The organism is Leptothoe sp. LEGE 181152 (genome assembly GCF_032906605.1).
Classification (GTDB): Bacteria; Cyanobacteriota; Cyanobacteriia; order Phormidesmidales; family Phormidesmidaceae; genus Leptothoe; species Leptothoe turfae.
Genome location: NZ_JASATU010000047.1, coordinates 357,609 through 376,920, shown reverse-complemented (window position 1 = coordinate 376,920; position 19,312 = coordinate 357,609). Strand labels below are relative to the sequence as shown.

The following is a 19,312-nucleotide window of genomic DNA, read 5'->3' as shown; positions in this document are numbered from 1 at the left end:
AAATCCTTCCTTATACAGAGCTAACAGCGAAAAAATACTAGACCTTAACTAGCAGAGCCAGGGGCCACTGCAATTGTTATGTGACAGGTTGGCTTACGAATTTGATAAGCACGCCCCTGGGCCCGAGGTCGATAACGCTTAAGGACAGGCCCCTGATCAGCAAACGCTTCGCTAATGTAAAGATCAACGGGGTCCATGCCATTGTTATGCTCAGCATTGGCTACAGCAGAGCGGAGAACTTTAAGAATTGGTTCACAAGCCCTGTAGGGCATAAATTCAAGAATGATTAGAGCTTCTCGGTAGGAGAGGCCGCGAATCTGATCAAGTACCCGACGCACCTTATGAGGCGACATTCGAATATAGCGAGCAACAGATTTAACTTGATTACTACTGTCAATATCAACCATGGCTAACCTCCCTATCGTCTCGCTTTCTTATCACTCTTGACATGCCCACGAAATGTACGCGTGGGGGCAAATTCACCCAACTTATGCCCGACCATTTGTTCGCTGACATACACCGGGACATGCTGACGACCATTATGAACAGCAATGGTATGCCCAATCATTTGAGGGATAATAGTAGAGGCACGAGACCAGGTTTTAATCACCTGCTTGTCCCCTTTAGCATTGAGCTTTTCAATCTTTTTGAGCAGGTGATCCGCCACAAAAGGACCTTTCTTGAGAGAGCGAGCCATAGTTTCGCCAGCCTAACAACAATCGGTTGAACAACAAAATTTGGATGAGCAATAGAATCCAAACGAATGGATAAACATTTATGCGTCTCGACCACCGCGGCCACGCTTAGAGGAACGACGACGACGACGAACAATTAGCGAGGTACTAGCCTTCTTCTTATCGCGGGTCTTATAGCCAAGTGCTGGTTTACCCCAGGGAGTCACAGGACCGCTACGCCCAATGGGAGCACGACCTTCACCACCACCATGGGGGTGATCCACAGGGTTCATAACACTGCCTCGAACCTCTGGTCGACGCCCCAACCAACGCTTACGACCAGCCTTACCTAAAGTTACGTTACGAGACTCTACGTTACCTACTTGACCGATTGTGGCGTAACATTCACGACGAACCATACGGACTTCACTCGAAGGCAACTTGAGGGTGACATATCCCCCTTCCTTAGCCATTACTTGAGCAGAAGCACCAGCTGCACGAACAATTTGACCACCACGTCCTGGATACAGTTCAACATTATGAACCGACGTGCCAAGAGGCATCTTATATAGTGGCAAAGCATTACCCACCTCAAGGGGAGCATCAGTCCCAGCGACAATAGTAGCCCCCACTTTTAATCCCACGGGATGCAAAATGTAGCGCTTCTCGCCATCTTCATACTGAACCAGAGAGATGCGCGCATTTCTGTTGGGATCATATTCAACCGAAAGAACCTCAGCCGTTACCTCTCGCTTATCGCGCTTAAAATCAATCACGCGATAGAGACGCTTGTGACCACCACCACGATGACGGCAAGTAATCACACCACGGTTGTTTCTTCCCTTGGCACGATGAATAGAGCGCGTTAATTTCTTTTCCGGCTTACTCCGAGTGATTTCTGAAAAGTCAGAAACACTGCGCTCACGAGTACCTGGAGTCAGAGGCCGATAAGTACGAATTCCCATGTTTTTATCTACAAACTAATTGAGTAGTGCTAAAGCCGGTACTAGACATCTGGGAAAAGAGGAATGCTATCACCCTCAGCGAGAGTCACAACTGCTCGCTTATAGGTAGGCTTATAGCCTATAAAACGGCCAAGGCGCTTCTTCTTACGAGGCGGATTCATAGTACTAATGCCAGTCACTTTGACATCAAACAATGCTTCAATCGCTGCCTTAATTTCAGTTTTTGTAGCTTTTGGAGCAACCTCAAAGGTGTATTGATTATTTTCCAGATTGAGGGTCGCTTTTTCACTAATAATTGGCTTCCGAACAATGTCGGGCAGATCTCGGGGGTCAATTGCCTTAGGCACTGTACACCTCCTGAATTTTCTCGAGAGCTGTTGCTGTCACCACTAGCTTGTCAGCTAGAACGATGTCGTAAGCATTGAGATTAGTAGCCAAAATCAATTTGATGTTGGCCACATTACGCACAGAGCGATAGACTACTTCATTTTTCTCAGCTGTGATCATCAAAACTTTCTGCTCAACATCAACTCCCCAACGTTCCAGAGCTGAAAGCACTTCTTTCGTCTTAGGAGCTGAGAGTTGATCAGCAAAGTTTTCAACAACGACCATGTCATCCACTCGACTTTGGAATGCTGTACGCAGGGCTAAACGACGCTCCTTGCGATTCATCTTGACATCGAAGTCACGAGGTTTGGGACCAAAGATAACCCCACCTCCACGCCACAATGGAGAACGGTTAGAACCAGCACGAGCTCGACCGGTACCTTTTTGACGCCACGGCTTACGGCCACCTCCACGCACCTCGGAACGCGTCTTTGAAGACAACGTGCCTTGGCGAGAATTATGCATCTGACGCACAATGGCGCGATGCACTATATGAGCAGCGTTATCTTCCTTGGCAACGCTTAGATCAAGGGTGGCAGTACCTGCATCAGCCCCTTGCCAGTCTTTTATTACGCAATCAACCATGATAAGTTCTTAGCCCCCTTATTTCTTGCCGACAATATTTGCAGGGGCGATGTTCAATAGTGCGCCTGGCTTACCAGGAACAGCACCTTTAACCAGCAGAACACTACGCTCACTATCTACCCTTACGACCGCAAGCTTGCGCACAGTAACTTGCACATTACCTAATTGACCGGCCATTTTCTTACCAGGGTAGACTCGGCCAGGTGTTGTACCAGGTCCGATAGAACCAGGTAGGCGATGATTCTTGGAGCCGTGACTCATTGGACCACGACTAAAGTTGTGACGCTTTTGGTTACCTGCAAACCCTTTACCAATGCTCTTACCAGAGATATCTACTAGTTGACCAGCTTCAAAAATATCCGCTGCAACAGTTTGACCCAACTCAAATGACGAGCTGTCATCAACACGATACTCACGCAGATGACGCAGACTAGGAGCTCCTGCCTTTTTGAGATGACCTAATTCAGGCTTAGTCAATGCCTTCTCCGCTACTTCCTGATAGCCAATCTGCACGGCGCAGTAGCCATCGGTTTGCTGCGTTTTAACCTGAGTAACGACACAGGGGCCTGCTTGAATGACAGTTACCGGTACTGCGTTACCAGCGTCATCAAACACCTGAGTCATTCCCAGTTTTGTCCCGAGAATACCGACAGACACAATCAATCTCCCTAAACATTTCAGCTAAACTGTGGTGATTCACAGCCAGCACTTTGAGCCCCTTGTTTTTTTCACAGCGGGGGCAATTACCCGGAAAGACAGACAAATGCAAAGAGCACTTACCCGCTCTCCAGAAATTCAACCGTATTTGATTGAATATTTTGAACATTAGCCAGGGTATACAAACAACCTCAATACCTTTGATGTATTGAGACACAACCCTTTGAGCCGTTAAAGTTGCGCCTTAGACTTAAGCAGCAGCACCACTTAGTATCTAGCTTGGCAGCGGTTTATAATAATACAGACATTTGAGATACTTGTCCATTATTTTATCAAATTAAATTTGAAATCCTAATTTGATAAAGCTTTGAATGCAAAGAACCTGCCGTGTTTTTATCAAAGGTGACGTTTAACCGGCTTAATATATGTAGTAGAGCAACCACCATTTAGGCACTGTTTGCATAAGTTATGGGATTACTTGTATTCGGCAATCGATTTGTTCGGGATTTAGAGAGCAACGGTGCACTGGCAGTGCAGGTACCGTTGGAGGGTGGCTTCGAAGGCCGCTATCAGCGACGCATGCGGGCATCAGGTTATGAAAGTTTACACATGACGGCCCGTGGGCTGGGGGATTTATCAGCTTACTTAGGTGATGTACACGGTGTCCGCCCTCCCCATTTAGGTAAGAAAAGTATGGGGCAAGCCGCTGTCGGAGATCGCTATTTTGTGCCAGCCGTGTTGGATTATCGCCTAGAGCGTATGGCTAAAGGCATGAAGGGTATTTTGCTCTGGTTAATTGAGGGACATATTTTATCTAGCCAAGAATTGGCATTCTTAACAACCCTATGTGAATCCGACTCCCGCATCAAAGTGGTTGTTGAACTAGGTGGTGACCGCTCATTTAAGTGGTTTCCGCTTAAGGACGCTGTTAAATCTGCATAGGTCGACCATTGGCCAACCAGAAACTGGCCCAAAAAGAACATTTGTTCTAATTTGACTGCAGAGTATTTTGCTAAGCGATAGTATAGGTGGGTGACTATTCCCCTAAATCCGCTAGATTCCCTGAGACTTGGACAATGGTTCAAGCTTATTTGTGGCGCTAGTTATCAAGATGTCTCAAAAGTCCGTAATTTGTCCCTGGTTTATAGCCTTGCAGGGGCAGATTGCGTTGATGTAGCAGCTGATCTGGCAGTGGTACAGGCTGCCACTGATGGAATAACTGCATCACAGTTTGTGACACCAACTGGCTCTGGCAGACGTCCGTGGTTGATGGTGAGTTTTAATGATGGTCAAGATCCTCACTTCCGCAAAGCGTGGTTTGATGGCCGAAAATGCCCTGGCAATTGCCCCCGTCCTTGCGAGCGAGTATGCCCAGCTGATGCGATCTCGTTACTTTCAGACAAATCTGGGCTGTCAGGGTTGGGGGTAATTGCTGAACGCTGTTATGGCTGTGGCCGTTGTTTGCCGGTCTGTCCCTATGGTTTGCTGAAAGAGAACGCATTTACTGTAGCCGCAGGTGAGCTCGTACCCACACTGATTCCCTTCATCGATGCAATTGAAATCCACACTCAAATTGGTCGACAGATTGAATTTCAGCGCCTATGGCAGCAAATTGCTTCTTATATTCCGCAGCTGAAGTTGGTGGCCGTCAGTTGCCCCGACAGCGAGGCTTACGGCATCACCATTGTTGACTATCTAACTGAGCTCTATCAGTTAATGGATCCTAAGCCCAATCAATTGCTGTGGCAGACGGACGGACGACCCATGAGCGGCGATATTGGTAGGGGAACAACCCTTGCGACGGTTCGGCTAGCTGAAAAGGTCTTAAACGCTCGTTTACCTGGCTATGTTCAACTAGCAGGCGGAACCAACGACTATACGGTGGCTAAGTTGCGATCGCTAAATTTGCTCAAGCCTCGCCTACAGTCTCTTGGAGAGACTAACTCCAACACCATAGGGATTCACGGGATTGCCTATGGTAGCTACGCCCGTCGATTATTGAACCTGGGAGATGGCCATCTCGAAGATGAGCCAGAGCAGCTATGGCAGCAGGTTAACTTAGCGCTGGGCTTGGTAAGTCAGATTAAGCCTGATATCCGGAACGCCACCAGTATTTCACACTTCTTAAAACAAGAGAACTATCCAAAACCAAGCTCAGCTGCGACGGTTCCCCCATAGGAGGTAGCTGTAGTCAGGCAAGCCAGTTTGACTCCTATGGCTGAAAACCTGGCTCGATTCTACCTATTTTTAAATATTCCTTTTTAGTTTCCCGAATCTATGGCTCGTTCAGACGAATATCAATCTACGCCTGAATCGACTGCTGCACTTTCTAAAAGCAGTGCTCCAATTCATGACGACCTGGATCAGCTTTTAAGTATCCTGCCTGAAGGCCTGCGGGCTCCCCTGAGTAATCACCCTCAGCGTTCTCAGCTAATTGAGGTCATCCTAGATTTAGGTAGACGACCCGAAGCTAGATTTCCAGGCAAGGCAGACTATCTTTCAGAGCAGGTTATTTCCAAGGAAGATTTACAGCACTGTATTGAACGGGTTGGGACGTTTGGGGGTGATAATCGCGCTGGAATTGAGAAAACGCTACACCGCATTAGTGCTATGCGGAACCGAGCTGGAACCATTATTGGCCTGACCTGTCGAGTGGGTCGAGCTGTTTTTGGTACGGTCGAAATGATTCGTGACCTGGTTGAAGCAGGCCAGTCAATTTTACTGCTGGGCAGACCAGGTGTGGGCAAAACTACTGCTCTACGCGAAATTGCTCGCGTCTTAGCAGATGACCTTGATAAACGCGTCGTCATTATAGACACGTCCAACGAAATTGCTGGTGATGGAGACATACCTCACCCTGCCATCGGTCGAGCCCGCCGTATGCAAGTAGCTCGACCGGAACAACAGCACCAAGTCATGATCGAGGCCGTTGAAAACCATACCCCCGAAGTCATTATCATTGATGAAATCGGTACTGAGCTCGAAGCACTAGCAGCCCGAACTATTGCAGAAAGAGGGGTACAGCTAGTGGGTACCGCCCATGGTAACCAACTAGAAAACCTGATCAAAAATCCAACTCTGGCTGACCTCATTGGCGGTATTCAAACGGTCACCCTAGGAGATGATGAAGCTCGTCGTCGGGGTAGTCAAAAAAGTGTTTTGGAACGCAAAGCTCCACCCACATTTGACATGGCCATTGAAATGCTGGAGCGACAACGGTGGGTTGTCCATGAGGATGTAGCAGCTACGGTTGATCATCTATTGCGCGGGCGCATGTCGGAAACCCAGGTTCGGACGGTGGGAGAAAACGGCAAAGTCTCCATTACCCATGAACTGCCGGATATTGTTAGTCAAAGGCGCACCACTCGACGGACTCAGCGAGGTTGGCGCGAGGCTGGCCAAATGGAACCCGTTGCACAACGAGCTCGCCAGCATGGCACCAAGGCACCGACACCACTGCCCGTACCCACTGCTACTGATGAGTTTCAAGCCTTGTTGGATCGGCAACTGGATACAAGTAGTTTGGAGCTGTCCACACCAGTGGGGCCTAATGGGGAAGATTTGGTGCCGATTTATCCCTATGGCATTAGCCGTGAACAGCTACATCATGTCATTGATACGCTGAAACTTCCGGTATCAATTACCAAGGAGCTTGGGGTGGCTCAAGCAGTGTTGGCATTGCGATCTCATGTGCGAAACCACTCTAAACTCAAAACCATTGCAAAATCGCGTCAACTTCCTATTTACACCGTCAAATCCAATACCATTCCACAGATCACACGGGCCCTGCAACGTCTTCTAGATATTGACCCTAGAGATCAATCAGCAGCTATTGATCTTTCTCTCTTTACTCGCCAAGGCGAAGATGATGAACTCGAAGCCCTTGAAGAAGCAAGGCTAGCAGTTGAGCAAATTGTGATTCCTAAAGGACAACCCGTCGAATTATTACCCCGCTCCGCAAAAATCCGAAAAATGCAACACGAATTAGCCGAGCACTATCGACTTAAGTCCTTGAGTTTTGGGGATGAACCCAACCGTCGGCTACGTATTTTTCCCGCCTAAATATCGCCATACCTATGGGTGCCATACACCTAAACGTTCTCCTGAGTACCCCATTCAGATAAGATAATCACCACAGGCCCAATGGCCAGGCACACAATTGGAGCCATCTGTAATTGGGAATAAGTTTATGAAACGTATTTTGTCTCGTTTGTTTGCATTTACCCTAGTGGCCATCCTAGGTCTCACTGGCTGCGGTGGTGACGGCATGGGAGCTGACGGACTCAGCGGTAACTATCGCCAAGACACCATGGCAGTTGTAGAAACCCTCAGAACCGCCATTGAGCTACCCGCAGATGCTCCAAACCTCCCTGAGGTTCGCTCCCAAGCCAGACAACAGATCAATGCATTCTCAGCTCGCTATCGTCGATCTGCAAATGCAGCTAGTCTAAGTTCCTTTGCCACCATGCAAACAGCAGTGAATGCGCTGGCAGGCCACTATAGTTCCTATCCCAATCGCCCTATTCCCGCAAAGCTGAAGGCTCGGTTAGAACAAGAGTTTAAGCAAGTCGAAGCTGCACTGCGTCGAGAATCGGCTTAGCTAATAATTAACAGTCACAAATACCCAAAAAAGCCTCGCCGGAATCCGGCGAGGCTTTTTTGGGTATTCCCATGGCAATTTACATCTACTAATGGCTATATCGAGTAGCAAGCGAGCTCAAGACACATCAACTGTCCATAACAAAAATTAATTGACCGCTTGTTAAGCTATTTGCTAGAATCACACTTCTGTAGGCAAGTTTTTTACATTTTCAGCATGAAAGTACGGGCATCCGTCAAGAAGATGTGCGACAAGTGCCGGGTGATCCGTCGGCGCGGTCGAGTGATGGTTATTTGTTCTAACCCCAAGCATAAGCAACGCCAGGGTTAGCCACTGTAACGAGTTTAACGATTTATTTCACATTCAACTGAGCGGTTGCCAACTGACATGTCAGTGCCAACGTAACCGCACGGCAGCAAACTAGGGAGAAAGCACGGTGGCACGTATTGCAGGCGTTGACCTACCAAGGGATAAGCGCATTGAGATTGGTTTAACTTACATCTACGGTATCGGCCTGAGTCGGTCCAAAGAGATCCTGGAAAAAACTGGGGTCAACGCCGATATTCGCGTTAAGGATTTGGCCGATAGCGATGTAGCAAAACTACGGGAAGTGGTTGAAAACGACTATCAAATCGAAGGTGATTTGAGACGTTGGGAAAGTATGAACATCAAGCGGCTAATGGATATTGGCTGCTACAGAGGACGTCGCCATCGGTCAGGACTGCCCGTGCGTGGTCAGCGGACTCGCACTAATGCGCGCACACGTCGTGGTAAGCGCTTGGCTATTGCTGGCAAGAAGAAGCCTGGTAAGAAATAAAACCTGACGACGCAATCTGTAGGTGATCTTTACATTCCAAGGGTTGCCGATTTAGACATGCGTGCTACAACAGGAAAGGCATTTTGGCAAGGAATTGGCAATCAGGTGGGTCACTAGTCGGCGACTACACAGGTTTTTAAAGAGTTAACGTTTTCGGAATACAGGAACTATGGCTAAAGGCGTCAAGCGCGCGGGTGGACGCAAACCCCGGAAGAATGTCCCCAACGGTGTTGTCCACATTCAATCAACATTTAACAACACCATTGTGACTATTACAGATACCAAAGGTGATGCAGTTTCATGGGCATCAGCTGGTTCCAGCGGCTTTAAAGGTGCCAAGAAAGGAACTCCCTTTGCAGCTCAAACAGCAGCCGACAGTGCTGCCCGTCGAGCTATGGACCAAGGAATGCGTCAGGTTGAAGTCATGGTTAGTGGCCCTGGTGCTGGTCGTGAAACGGCCATTCGTGCTCTTCAAGGGGCTGGGTTAGAAATCACTTTAATTCGTGATGTGACGCCTATTCCCCACAACGGCTGCCGCCCACCCAAGCGCCGCCGCGTCTAATTTTTTTTAACCTATCAGCTAAAAAGTTAGCCACCAGGCAATAGCTATCTAAGGGAGGTCACTGTAGTGGGACAGTTTAAAATTGAATGTGTAGAATCAATCGTCGAAGACGATCAGAGCCAATTTAGTCGTTTTGTACTCGAACCTCTTGAGCGTAGTCAAGGGATCACAGTTGGTAACGCACTCAGACGGGTTTTACTCTCAAATATTGAGGGTGCTGCTATCACAGCGGTGCGCATGGCAGGGGCAAATCATGAGTTTGCAACAATTCCAGGGGTACGTGAGGATGTGCTTGATATCATTCTGAACCTCAAGGAAGTTGTTGTTAAGACCTACACAAACCAACCTCAGATTGGCCGCCTAGCTGTACAAGGTCCTGCAACTGTAACGGCAGCGCATTTTGAGTTGCCTGCTGAAGTTGAGCTTATTAACCCAGATCATTACGTGGCCTCAGTTGCGCAGGGTCACACACTTGAAATGGAGTTTCGGGTAGAAAATGGTCATGGTTACCGTGCTGTCAGCAACAATCGCGATGAAGCAACAGCCCTAGACTTCATGCAAATTGACGCTGTCTTTATGCCAGTAAGAAAGGTCAATTATTCAGTTGAAGAGACAATCGTTGGTGCCGATCAGCCTAAAGATCGCTTACTGATGGAAGTTAGTACGAATGGTAGTCTGACGCCTCAGCAGGCAATGAGCCAGGCAGCGGATATTCTGATAGACCTGTTTAACCCACTCAAGGATGTTACCCTTGAGCCCAAGCGGGATGAAGACGTCAAAGAGGAAGACACCACTTATCAGATTCCAATTGAAGAATTACAGCTGTCTGTACGTGCCTATAACTGTTTGAAGCGAGCGCAGATTAATTCTGTGTCTGATTTGCTGGACTACAGCCAAGAAGATCTCCTTGAGATTAAGAACTTTGGTCAGAAGTCAGCGGAAGAGGTGATTGATTCACTACAACATCGATTGGGAATTACCCTACCTATCGAAAAACCGGCTAAACAATCTTAGGCCTAACGCCTTGGCCTTGAGTGTTTTCAGGCCAATCTCTCCGAAGCCCAAGGCTTCGGTTTTTTCTTGTCTATTTGCTAACAGAGGAGACCCTATGCGCCATCGTTGTCGTACGCCCCATCTGGGCAAACCTGCAGATCAGCGTCGTGCTTTGTTGCGATCGCTAACTACTGAACTCATTCGTCACGGTCGGATCAAAACCACACTCACTCGAGCCAAAGCCGTCCGTTCCGAAGCCGAGCGTATGATCACCCTAGCCAAGGAAGGTTCCCTGGCGGCTCGCCGTCGAGCCATGGGGTACATGTACGACAAAGACCTTGTTCATTCTTTGTTTGAACAAGCCCCCTCTCGATATGCTGAGCGTCAGGGTGGCTATACTCGCATCGTGCGCACAATTAGCCGCCGAGGTGACAATTCAGTGATGGCCATTATTGAGCTCACCTAGTTCCCATTGATGGCTAATCGTACGCCCGCTAAGCAGCTCGAAGCTGTCCCTAAAGCCAACCAAGGTAACCAACGGGTAGCCATTGTTATTCAATATCAGGGCACCCATTTTTATGGATGGCAACGTCAGCCGGAAAAACGTACGGTACAAGCGGAGATTGAGGCAGCGATCGCGTCATTACTGGGTTATCACGTCACCATTCATGGCGCAGGGCGTACTGATACGGGGGTACATGCGGCAGCCCAAGTAGCCCACTTTGATGCTCCTAAAATCATCCCAGCCTACCGTTGGGCATCTATACTTAATCATCGATTAAGTGAAGACATCGTGATTCGCGCTGCGGCTCAGGTTCCCGATGATTGGCATGCCCAATATTCGGCCAAATGGCGACGGTATCGATACACCATCTACACCGATGCCTATCCCAATCTCTTTGTTCGTCCCTACGCATGGCATTTTTACCATGAGCCGCTGGACGATCAGCTAATGCAGTCGGCATTAACCCCCATGGTGGGTTATCATGAGCTAACTGCGTTTCATCGCGCGGGATCTAGTCGTGCCCATTCGTGGGTTGAGTTGCAGGCGGCTGAATGTTCCCGCTGTGGACCGTTTGTTCAGGTTGAGCTGCAAGCTGCCGGTTTTCTGTACGGCATGGTGCGCCTGGTGATGGGCTTGCTAGTGAGTGTGGGACGCCGCCGCTTAACCCCTGCTGCTTTTACTGAACTATGGCAGTCAGGGCGTCGTGACTTGGTTAAGCATGCCGCACCGGCTCGAGGACTTTGTCTGTTGCGAGTCGGTTACCAACATTTCCCCTTTGCACCGGATGCTTGGTTTGATACTCAACCACAGCTAACGCTGCATTCCACCACCAAGAATTTGGCTGTTTAGATTGCTGTGGGCAATCGTTGAGATGTTACTCAACACTCTTAGAAAAAGAAGCAGCCTTTCATCCAGTTCGTTGATATCAGAGCCTAAGCATGTTTAAGACCTACATTCCCCCTGTCCAAGAAATTGACAAGAAGTGGTACGTTGTCGATGCGGCTGACAAGCGCCTTGGTCGTCTAGCAACAGAAATTGCCAATATCTTGCGTGGTAAAAATAAACCCACCTTCACCCCCAATATGGATACGGGTGACTTTGTTATCGTAATTAATGCTGAGAAGGTTAACGTTACCGGTAACAAGCGTCAGCAAAAACTCTACCGCCGTCACTCTGGTCGTCCTGGTGGAATGAAGGTTGAAACATTTGACCAACTACAGAACCGGATTCCTGAGCGCATTATTGAAAAGGCTGTTAAAGGAATGCTGCCTAAGAATGCTCTCGGACGTAAGCTGTTTACCAATCTGAAAGTCTATGCAGGTCCTGAGCATCCCCACGCTGCTCAACAGCCTGAAACAATCAGCCTTTAGGAGTCGACCTCATAGTATTTAGCAGTATTTACAGGAGAGCATAATTCCATGTCAGAAGGACAGTCCGATCGCGTTGTTTATTGGGGTACTGGCCGTCGCAAGGCATCTGTCGCCCGCGTACGCTTAGTTCCAGGAGAAGGCAAGCTTTTTGTCAACGGTAAACCCGGTGAAGATCATCTTCAGAACAACTCTGCCTACTTGTCAGCAACCAAAGCTCCGCTAGAGACTCTAGGCCTGGAAGGTGACTACGATATTTTAGTTAATGTTCGTGGTGGTGGATTGACTGGTCAAGCTGATGCCATCAAGCTTGGTGTAGCTCGAGCTCTGTGTGAACTAGACCCTGCAAACCGTGGTCCTTTAAAGATTGAAGGTTATCTAACCCGTGATCCCCGTTGTAAGGAGCGTAAGAAGTACGGTTTGAAGAAAGCCCGTAAAGCCTCCCAGTTCTCCAAGCGTTAAGTTTGGATTCTATCTATTTTTTAGATCATCTCACTACCGGATTAGAACAATGCCAAAAGCTGATATTCATCCCGAGTGGTATCCTGACGCTAAGGTTTACTGCGACGGCAAGTTAATTATGACTGTGGGCTCTACTAAGCCCGAGCTTCACGTTGATGTATGGTCTGGCAACCATCCCTTTTACACAGGAACGCAGAAAATCATTGACACTGAGGGTCGTGTAGAGCGCTTCTTACGTAAGTACGGCATGGCCGACGATAAGGCCAAAACAGCTGATAGCTCAGAAGGCTAGCTGCTCATAACGTCATCTTGAATCCGAAGGATTATTGTATCCTTCGGATATTTTTTATTTGACATTTCTTCTAGCCCGAATCCGCTGAAATCATTGAGCAAATCCCATGGCTGAGCAATATCTACTCGACAAATTAAAGTCGGTTGACCAAACTTTTGAAGAACTCACCCGCCGCCTTGCCGACCCGGATGTGGCAAAAGATCCGACTGAGTTCCAAAAAATTGCCAAGGCGCGGGCGTCATTAGAGGAAACTATCACCACCTATAACGACTGGAAAAAAGCTCAGTCAGACTGCGAGGGCGCTCAAGAAGTTCTGAAAGAGTCCGCAGGGGACGAGGAACTTCGAGAAATGGCAGCCATGGAAGTCAAGGAACTTCAGGCAACCATTGGTGACCTAGAAAACCGCCTCAAAATTCTTCTGTTACCACGCGATCCCAATGACGATAAAAATATTATGTTGGAGATCCGAGCAGGTGCTGGTGGCGATGAGGCTGGCATTTGGGCAGGGGATTTGTTGCGGATGTACTCCCGCTATTCTGAGGGGCAGGGTTGGAAGGTACAGACAGTTAGTCAGTCGGTCGCTGATATGGGTGGCTGCAAAGAAGCCATTCTAGAAATTACAGGCGACCAAGTCTACAGCAAACTCAAGTTTGAAGCAGGCGTCCATCGCGTGCAACGGGTGCCTGCCACAGAAACTAGCGGTCGAGTGCACACATCGACAGCAACCGTGGCAGTGATGCCAGAAGTGGACGATGTGGAAGTTAAAATTGATTCCAAAGATATTGAACTGACCACAGCACGTTCTGGTGGTGCAGGTGGTCAGAATGTCAACAAGGTAGAAACAGCCGTAGACTTATTCCATAAACCTACAGGTATTCGAATTTTCTGTACGGAAGAGCGATCGCAGCTACAAAACCGAGAGCGCGCTATGCAAATTTTGCGGGCTAAGCTTTACGAAATGATGCTCCAAGAGCAACAAGCAGAAGTCACTGATATGCGACGCTCTCAGGTAGGGACCGGCTCACGCTCAGAGAAAATTCGCACCTATAACTATAAGGATAACCGAGTCACGGACCACCGTCTGGGACAAAACTTTAGCCTATCCCCCGCGTTAGAAGGAGACATTGAAATCATGGTGCAATCCTGCATCACCCAAGACCAACAGGCTAAATTAGAACAGCTGGCGGCTGAAACTGATACGCCTGTTTAAGATAGCCTCCGGGATGATGCCCCCATGCTCTGGGTAAGTAGTCATTAGTTTTATTTGACAACCTCCAGCTCAAAACTAAAATTAATCACTCACATTCATTCCCTTTACCATGGCGAAATTTCTGCACATTGCCGATGTACATCTGGGATTTGATCGTTACAACAGCAAGGTACGCACCACCGATTTTTTCCATACGCTGTGGGATGTGTTGGAGCGTTATGCTATCCAGACACGTGTAGACTTTGTAGTCATTGCCGGTGATCTGTTTGAACATCGAATGATTCAACCGGCTATTTTGAATCAGGCTCAGCTCTGTCTCCAGCAGTTGCAGAGTGCGGGTATTCCAGCAATTGCCATTGAAGGCAATCATGACAACTGTCCCTATGGCACTAAGACCAGTTGGCTACGCTATTTATCAGACTGGGGATTACTCACACTGCTAGAGCCCAGTCAAGATGAAGCGATGTACACCCCTTGGAATGAGGCAACAAAACGGGGTGGCTATATTGATCTTGACTGTGGTGTGCGAGTACTCGGCTCTAACTGGTATGGTGCTGCTGCCCCTAAGGCCATCGAACAAATTGCACAGGCTATAGAAACATTGCCTGTAGGCCCCGGCTCAACTGTTTTACTCTTTCATCACGGTTTAGAAGGGCAAATTGCTCGTTACTCTGGAGCGTTACGCTATGGCGATTTATTGCCTCTTAAAAAAGCTGGTGTGCACTACGTCGGTCTAGGGCATATCCATAAGCACTACACCGTCGATAACTGGGTTTTTAATCCTGGCTCCCTTGAAGCCAACAATATTGAGGAGGGGGGTCTGGAGCGCGGCGCTCTTCTAGTGGAAATCAATAATGGCCAAGTGGATGCTCAGCTACAAACTGAATATCGACAGCGTCCGATTATTCGTCTGTCCTTAAAATTACGGGGGCAAGAAGCGCTAGAGGATATTGAAGGGCTAGCCTTTAAGGTCATTGACCGGGCCATGGAGCAAAAACGCCTCATCCCTGCGGACCAGCCCATTGTGGAACTGCGGATTGAAGGGCAGATCGGTTTTGAGCGCTTAGAACTTGATACCAGAAAATTGCAAAGCTTATTGCAAGAACACTGTAGCGCATTAATTTTTCTACTTAGGTATGAAGTTGAAAACGTTGAGTACGGCACGCCATTGCCGGACGATGCTGACCGTCATCAAATTGAACGAGAGATTTTCACCGATCTGCTAACAGCTCACAATGTCTATAAAAAACGAGCACAGCCCCTTGCCGCAGGTTTGATCGATCTCAAAGAACAACAGCTTACTGGTGTAAATGAAGAGACTCTCTACACACTGGTTGAACAGATATTAAACCCACCGACGAAAGCATCTCCTGGCCATTCGGGTTAAGATTGCGTCAAACTTGTGTCCCCTGCACTGCCGTCAATAACATCAGAGGATATCTGCATGGGTTTAGATCGATCACCGGACTATTTGATTAAAACCGGGCTAGCTGCACTCAAGCAAAAAGATTATGAGCGTGCGATCGCAACGTTTACACAGCTCAGTCAAGCGGATGGGGTCAGCACAAACCATCGACTCAAAGCTCAAATGGGTCTTATTCGTACCTATGAAGCCCAAGGAGCGAATATCCAGGCCCAAACCCTATGCAAATCTCTACTAAACAGCCATAGTCAGGCTATTCGTCAATGGGCCCACGATAAATTAAAACATTTAGAGACTGACCAACCATCACTAAAGAGACCCAATAGCACACCTGAAGCACCCCAGAGTAGCGGGTTTGTCCCTGAGAGCAGCGGCTTTATCCCTTTTAACGACCAGACACCGACCGTCAATCAAACACCCCCCTCAAAAGACAGTATTTCCTCACCAGACATCCAACCAACATTGGCTGAAGACGTCCCTAGCCAATCGCTAACGCACAGTGAGCAAACCATTGCTGACAGTCGTGGACTTTCTAACCAGACATTAAACGTACAGCCTCAGTCCACCAACGACCTCACTCACCAAACTGTAGGCAGATCGTCTTTGTTCCATTATGAAACGCTCAACACTAAACAAGATTTGAGCACCATTGACACAGGCGTCAATCAAGTGCCGAAAAGTACACCAACTGCTGCATCCACACCACAGCAAACTAGAACGTCCACACAAAGGCCAAAGCCACAGCCCCCTAAACAGCAACAATCCCCTCACCAAAAACAACAAGACTCTCCCCCCCACCCTCTAGCTTCTGCACCTCCACCACATGGCCCTGACACTTGGCCCAAAGGCACTCGCCTCAGAGCCCTGAAATCTCTAGGTAAAGTCAGTAAAGGGAAACTTTGGTTTGCTCAAATAACAACAATCCCAATTCTTTTTTTGGTAATTCGTTGGTCGCTAAAAACTAGCCTGATCTTTATTCGCGGCTACTTACAGTTTCTCGATCGGATCTTACCGATCAATATTAGACCAGCCCCATTTTTTTGGGGTAACCAGACCTGGACAGTCCTGATTGGATTGGGACTATTGACGTTGGCAGCGCCCTGGTTATGGGCATTGCTTTTACGCCCTTCTGAACAAATCACCCATCAACAATTACAAAACTACAGCCCGGAAGCTGCTCAGTTATTACGACGTCTCTGCACAAATCGACGCTGGAAATTTCCCACAATTCAGCTAATAGACAGTGAACTAGCCGTTATTTTTTCCTATGGCTGGCAGCCTCGCGTTGGTCAACTGGTGGTCAGCCAGGGGCTACTCGATCGCCTACAGCCCGATGAGTTGGCCGCAATCATCATGTATGAAATCAGCCACTGGCCCAAACTTGACTGGATCTTGTTTTCCGGACTAGGGCTGTTATTACAAGGATGCCATAGTGTCTATTGGTTCTTGGCACGGCACGGCGAGCATCGCCCAATCCTCATCCAGTGGACTGCTGGTACACTCGCCACTCTTAGTTATTGTATGTTTTGGCTACTGGCTAAGATCGGGTGTAGCTTAGCGCGTATTCGCACACCCTATCGCGATCGCATCGCCACCGAACTTACGGGCAATCCCAATGGCCTTGTACGGGCACTGGCCAAATTGTCACAAGCCAACGCAGAGGCTATCGCCCAGCAAGGCTACACGCCTCCTTTATTGGAAAGTTTGGACTTAATGCTGCCAGTTGGATTGGAAGAAACGGGGACATCGGTGCAACAGTATGCTTGGGGGGCGTTTAATCCATTGCGGCACTGGCTATCCATCAATCAAGCTCACCCCCCCCTAGGAGATAGACTCTATACCCTAGGAGCTTATGGACGGCATTGGCGACTAAAACCGAGTCTCAACTTTGCCCATCTGACCCTCAAAAATAGAGCGCGCATTCTCTCTGCCCATGATTGGCAAGAACTCCTGTCCCAGGGGGGCGGATGGTCTGGATTAATCGTGGGGTTGGGTGTAGCAGGTGTAATGTGGCTCATTGGTGCGATCGCGACAAGCCTCGATTTCCCTCTACTGGATTGGCTTTATAAAGATCGCAGCATTCTCATTGGTATCCCTCTGATCTGTGCCGCAACTGGCCAGTTACTAAGGATCAATCCCTTTTTTCCAGAAATCAGCAACACTCAGCCAAAAAGTGAAGCACACCTAACAAGCTGGCAAAAAGATCCTACGCTGATTCCCCTCAGTCATCGACCTGTAACTATCAAAGGTACTCTGACAGGCCGCCCAGCCTTAGCAAACTGGCTAGGTCAAGAATGGCGACTACGCACACCCCAAAACTGCATTAAACTGCATTACACCAACCACTTTGGCCCCTTGGGCAATATCAAAAGCCTCACCCCTTGGCTCCAACAGTCATTACAGGTAACCGGATGGTTTCGCCGAGGACATCACCTCTGGATTGATATTGACCGCCTCCAAAACGATCAAAACCAAATCAAGATTGCTCAACATCCCATATGGGCTACCATTAGCAGCCTCTGCCCTTTGGCGTACGGCCTTTGGCTCATCTTCAAAGGCGGCTGACCATACCGACACGTTGCACCCATTACCAGAAAATGTTAAATATTGTAAATGAGTACTGATTGCCTAATTTCGTTTCAGATTGTTTATTTAGCAATTTGTCGTTGGGCATCGGGTTCTCCTACTCTCAACACAGCAAACCAGCCCTACTAAAGTGGCTGGTTTTTTTATTACACAGATGCTGTTGTTTTGAAAAAATGGTTTAACGATAAATCATTTACTTATATCAATTGTCTTTCCCTTCGAGTAAATGCCCTCAATGGTTTTACCCACGGAAGGGACAAAACAGACCAATACACTTGATGGCATACTCTACGCTATCTTTAGGGAGCTTCACCAAAAAAACCACTGAATAGCTTGGCTAGGCATCGGACAGCGTGATACCTTGAAGGTGTAGAGATACGTCATAGTTCTCATTGAATATAATGAGAATTCTCTGGTAACGATAGTGATGAGTAGTCGTTTTAGTTGACTGTTACCAGAGTTTTAAAGTGATTTTTGCAGACCCCTAAGTAGGGTTGTTAGCTCATCAACGTAGTTGCTCGCTTAAAATGGCCAGTTTTTTTGCTGCGGTTCGTCACTTGTTAATCATTTCAAGCCACAGTTACAAGCTATTTTCTAGAGATTTCCAAGCTCTGGTAGGGCTAGTTGGCTAATTTTTTGTTTGCCTATCCGCCGCAGTTGTTTTTTAGATTTTTTTAAGAGGTATCCCATGTCAGTGCGCTTATATATTGGCAACCTACCCCGCGATCTAGAACGCGAGGAATTTGAAGCTGTCTTCTCAGAAGACGTGGATAATATCGTTTCAGTAAAATTGATTGCTGACCGAAAGACTGGCAAGTGCCGCGGCTTTGGGTTCGTAACTGTTAAAACTGATGAGATTGCAGACACCCTTGTTACCAAGTACAATGGTCAGGCTTTGCAAGACATCACTCTAAAGGTTGAGAAAGCAATGCCCCGTACTAAAGAAAATGAGGGCACTAATGCTAGTGGCGGAAACAATAACCGTAAGGGCGGTAAGCGTAACGGCGGTGGACGTAAGCCTGCTACTTATTCTTCCCCAGCTCCTGAAAGCACACAGCCCGATCCTCGATGGGCTTCCGATTTGGAAAAGCTCAAGGAAATGCTAGCTGCCCAAACAACTGCTTCATAGAAGCGCCCTCCACTACTTGACTTTAGGAAAAAGCCAGGGGATGCATCCCCTGGCTTTTTTTAATGCTGAAAGTTTATAACCTTTAGAGGATTCAACGC

At 48.0% G+C, this 19,312-nt stretch carries 23 protein-coding genes; 17 read left to right on the top strand and 6 right to left on the bottom strand.

All coding sequences use genetic code 11. The annotated features are described in order from the left end of the window. Positions 1–44: 44 nt before the first annotated feature. The 6 genes from rplV to rplC form a co-directional block, all read right to left on the bottom strand. Positions 45–407, bottom strand: coding sequence for a 50S ribosomal protein L22 (gene rplV, locus QGP82_RS24285; RefSeq protein ID WP_006515910.1), 363 nt, complete (start codon positions 405–407; stop codon positions 45–47). 11 nt (positions 408–418) lie between these two features. Beyond that, on the bottom strand, positions 419–697 hold the full coding sequence (rpsS, locus tag QGP82_RS24280; protein ID WP_163661956.1) for a 30S ribosomal protein S19: 279 nt from the start codon (positions 695–697) through the stop codon (positions 419–421). A 78-nt stretch (positions 698–775) separates the two neighbouring features. After that, a complete protein-coding gene (rplB, locus tag QGP82_RS24275) occupies positions 776–1,639 on the bottom strand; it encodes a 50S ribosomal protein L2 (protein ID WP_163661958.1) in 864 nt (287 codons plus the stop codon). Between the two features lie 41 nt (positions 1,640–1,680). Beyond that, on the bottom strand, positions 1,681–1,986 hold the full coding sequence (locus tag QGP82_RS24270) for a 50S ribosomal protein L23 (protein ID WP_163661960.1): 306 nt from the start codon (positions 1,984–1,986) through the stop codon (positions 1,681–1,683). Then, complete coding sequence (gene rplD, locus QGP82_RS24265) at positions 1,979–2,611, bottom strand: 50S ribosomal protein L4 (RefSeq protein ID WP_163661962.1); 633 nt, start codon at positions 2,609–2,611, stop codon at positions 1,979–1,981. Before rplD ends, QGP82_RS24270 begins: the two co-directional genes overlap by 8 nt. 18 nt (positions 2,612–2,629) lie before the next feature. Further along, on the bottom strand, positions 2,630–3,268 hold the full coding sequence (gene rplC / locus QGP82_RS24260) for a 50S ribosomal protein L3 (protein WP_163661964.1): 639 nt from the start codon (positions 3,266–3,268) through the stop codon (positions 2,630–2,632). Between the two features lie 468 nt (positions 3,269–3,736). Here rplC and ndhN point away from each other — a divergent pair, with 468 nt between their 5' ends. The 17 genes from ndhN to QGP82_RS24175 all read left to right on the top strand — a co-directional run bounded on the left by ndhN (position 3,737) and on the right by QGP82_RS24175 (position 19,214). Next, entirely contained in the window at positions 3,737–4,210 is a 474-nt protein-coding gene (gene ndhN, locus QGP82_RS24255) for an NAD(P)H-quinone oxidoreductase subunit N (RefSeq protein WP_163661966.1), read from the top strand. 90 nt (positions 4,211–4,300) lie between these two features. Next, positions 4,301–5,446 (top strand): circadian clock protein LdpA, encoded by a 1,146-nt coding sequence (ldpA, locus tag QGP82_RS24250; RefSeq protein WP_499061293.1) that lies wholly within the window; start codon positions 4,301–4,303, stop codon positions 5,444–5,446. 99 nt (positions 5,447–5,545) lie between these two features. Continuing rightward, positions 5,546–7,330 (top strand): R3H domain-containing nucleic acid-binding protein, encoded by a 1,785-nt coding sequence (locus QGP82_RS24245; protein ID WP_499061292.1) that lies wholly within the window; start codon positions 5,546–5,548, stop codon positions 7,328–7,330. Between the two features lie 127 nt (positions 7,331–7,457). Continuing rightward, the gene (gene psb27 / locus QGP82_RS24240) at positions 7,458–7,868 is read left to right on the top strand and encodes a photosystem II protein Psb27 (RefSeq protein WP_163661969.1); all 411 of its coding nucleotides are present in this window, start codon (positions 7,458–7,460) and stop codon (positions 7,866–7,868) included. 216 nt (positions 7,869–8,084) lie between these two features. Beyond that, complete coding sequence (gene rpmJ / locus QGP82_RS24235) at positions 8,085–8,198, top strand: 50S ribosomal protein L36 (RefSeq protein ID WP_006515920.1); 114 nt, start codon at positions 8,085–8,087, stop codon at positions 8,196–8,198. A 106-nt stretch (positions 8,199–8,304) separates the two neighbouring features. Further along, positions 8,305–8,685: a 30S ribosomal protein S13 gene (gene rpsM / locus QGP82_RS24230; protein WP_163661971.1), complete on the top strand. Its 381-nt coding sequence runs from the start codon at positions 8,305–8,307 to the stop codon at positions 8,683–8,685. 169 nt (positions 8,686–8,854) lie between these two features. Beyond that, on the top strand, positions 8,855–9,247 hold the full coding sequence (rpsK, locus tag QGP82_RS24225) for a 30S ribosomal protein S11 (protein WP_163661973.1): 393 nt from the start codon (positions 8,855–8,857) through the stop codon (positions 9,245–9,247). 66 nt (positions 9,248–9,313) lie between these two features. After that, positions 9,314–10,261, top strand: coding sequence for a DNA-directed RNA polymerase subunit alpha (locus QGP82_RS24220; RefSeq protein WP_006515923.1), 948 nt, complete (start codon positions 9,314–9,316; stop codon positions 10,259–10,261). 94 nt (positions 10,262–10,355) lie between these two features. Continuing rightward, the gene (gene rplQ / locus QGP82_RS24215) at positions 10,356–10,706 is read left to right on the top strand and encodes a 50S ribosomal protein L17 (RefSeq protein ID WP_006515924.1); all 351 of its coding nucleotides are present in this window, start codon (positions 10,356–10,358) and stop codon (positions 10,704–10,706) included. Between the two features lie 9 nt (positions 10,707–10,715). Continuing rightward, entirely contained in the window at positions 10,716–11,594 is an 879-nt protein-coding gene (gene truA / locus QGP82_RS24210; protein WP_499061290.1) for a tRNA pseudouridine(38-40) synthase TruA, read from the top strand. 89 nt (positions 11,595–11,683) lie between these two features. Beyond that, entirely contained in the window at positions 11,684–12,115 is a 432-nt protein-coding gene (gene rplM, locus QGP82_RS24205; protein WP_163661979.1) for a 50S ribosomal protein L13, read from the top strand. A gap of 48 nt (positions 12,116–12,163) precedes the next feature. Next, positions 12,164–12,574 carry a 30S ribosomal protein S9 gene (rpsI, locus tag QGP82_RS24200; RefSeq protein WP_006515927.1) on the top strand — a complete coding sequence of 137 codons (411 nt, stop codon included), beginning with the start codon at positions 12,164–12,166 and terminating at the stop codon, positions 12,572–12,574. A 49-nt stretch (positions 12,575–12,623) separates the two neighbouring features. Continuing rightward, the gene (gene rpmE / locus QGP82_RS24195; RefSeq protein ID WP_006515928.1) at positions 12,624–12,866 is read left to right on the top strand and encodes a 50S ribosomal protein L31; all 243 of its coding nucleotides are present in this window, start codon (positions 12,624–12,626) and stop codon (positions 12,864–12,866) included. A 106-nt stretch (positions 12,867–12,972) separates the two neighbouring features. Then, positions 12,973–14,076 carry a peptide chain release factor 1 gene (prfA, locus tag QGP82_RS24190; RefSeq protein ID WP_163661980.1) on the top strand — a complete coding sequence of 368 codons (1,104 nt, stop codon included), beginning with the start codon at positions 12,973–12,975 and terminating at the stop codon, positions 14,074–14,076. Positions 14,077–14,185: 109 nt separating this feature from the next. After that, the gene (locus QGP82_RS24185; protein ID WP_499061289.1) at positions 14,186–15,463 is read left to right on the top strand and encodes a metallophosphoesterase family protein; all 1,278 of its coding nucleotides are present in this window, start codon (positions 14,186–14,188) and stop codon (positions 15,461–15,463) included. Positions 15,464–15,520: 57 nt separating this feature from the next. Next, a complete protein-coding gene (locus QGP82_RS24180) occupies positions 15,521–18,064 on the top strand; it encodes a M48 family metalloprotease (RefSeq protein WP_499061288.1) in 2,544 nt (847 codons plus the stop codon). A gap of 709 nt (positions 18,065–18,773) precedes the next feature. After that, a complete protein-coding gene (locus QGP82_RS24175) occupies positions 18,774–19,214 on the top strand; it encodes an RNA recognition motif domain-containing protein (RefSeq protein ID WP_163661986.1) in 441 nt (146 codons plus the stop codon). Positions 19,215–19,312: the final 98 nt, after the last annotated feature.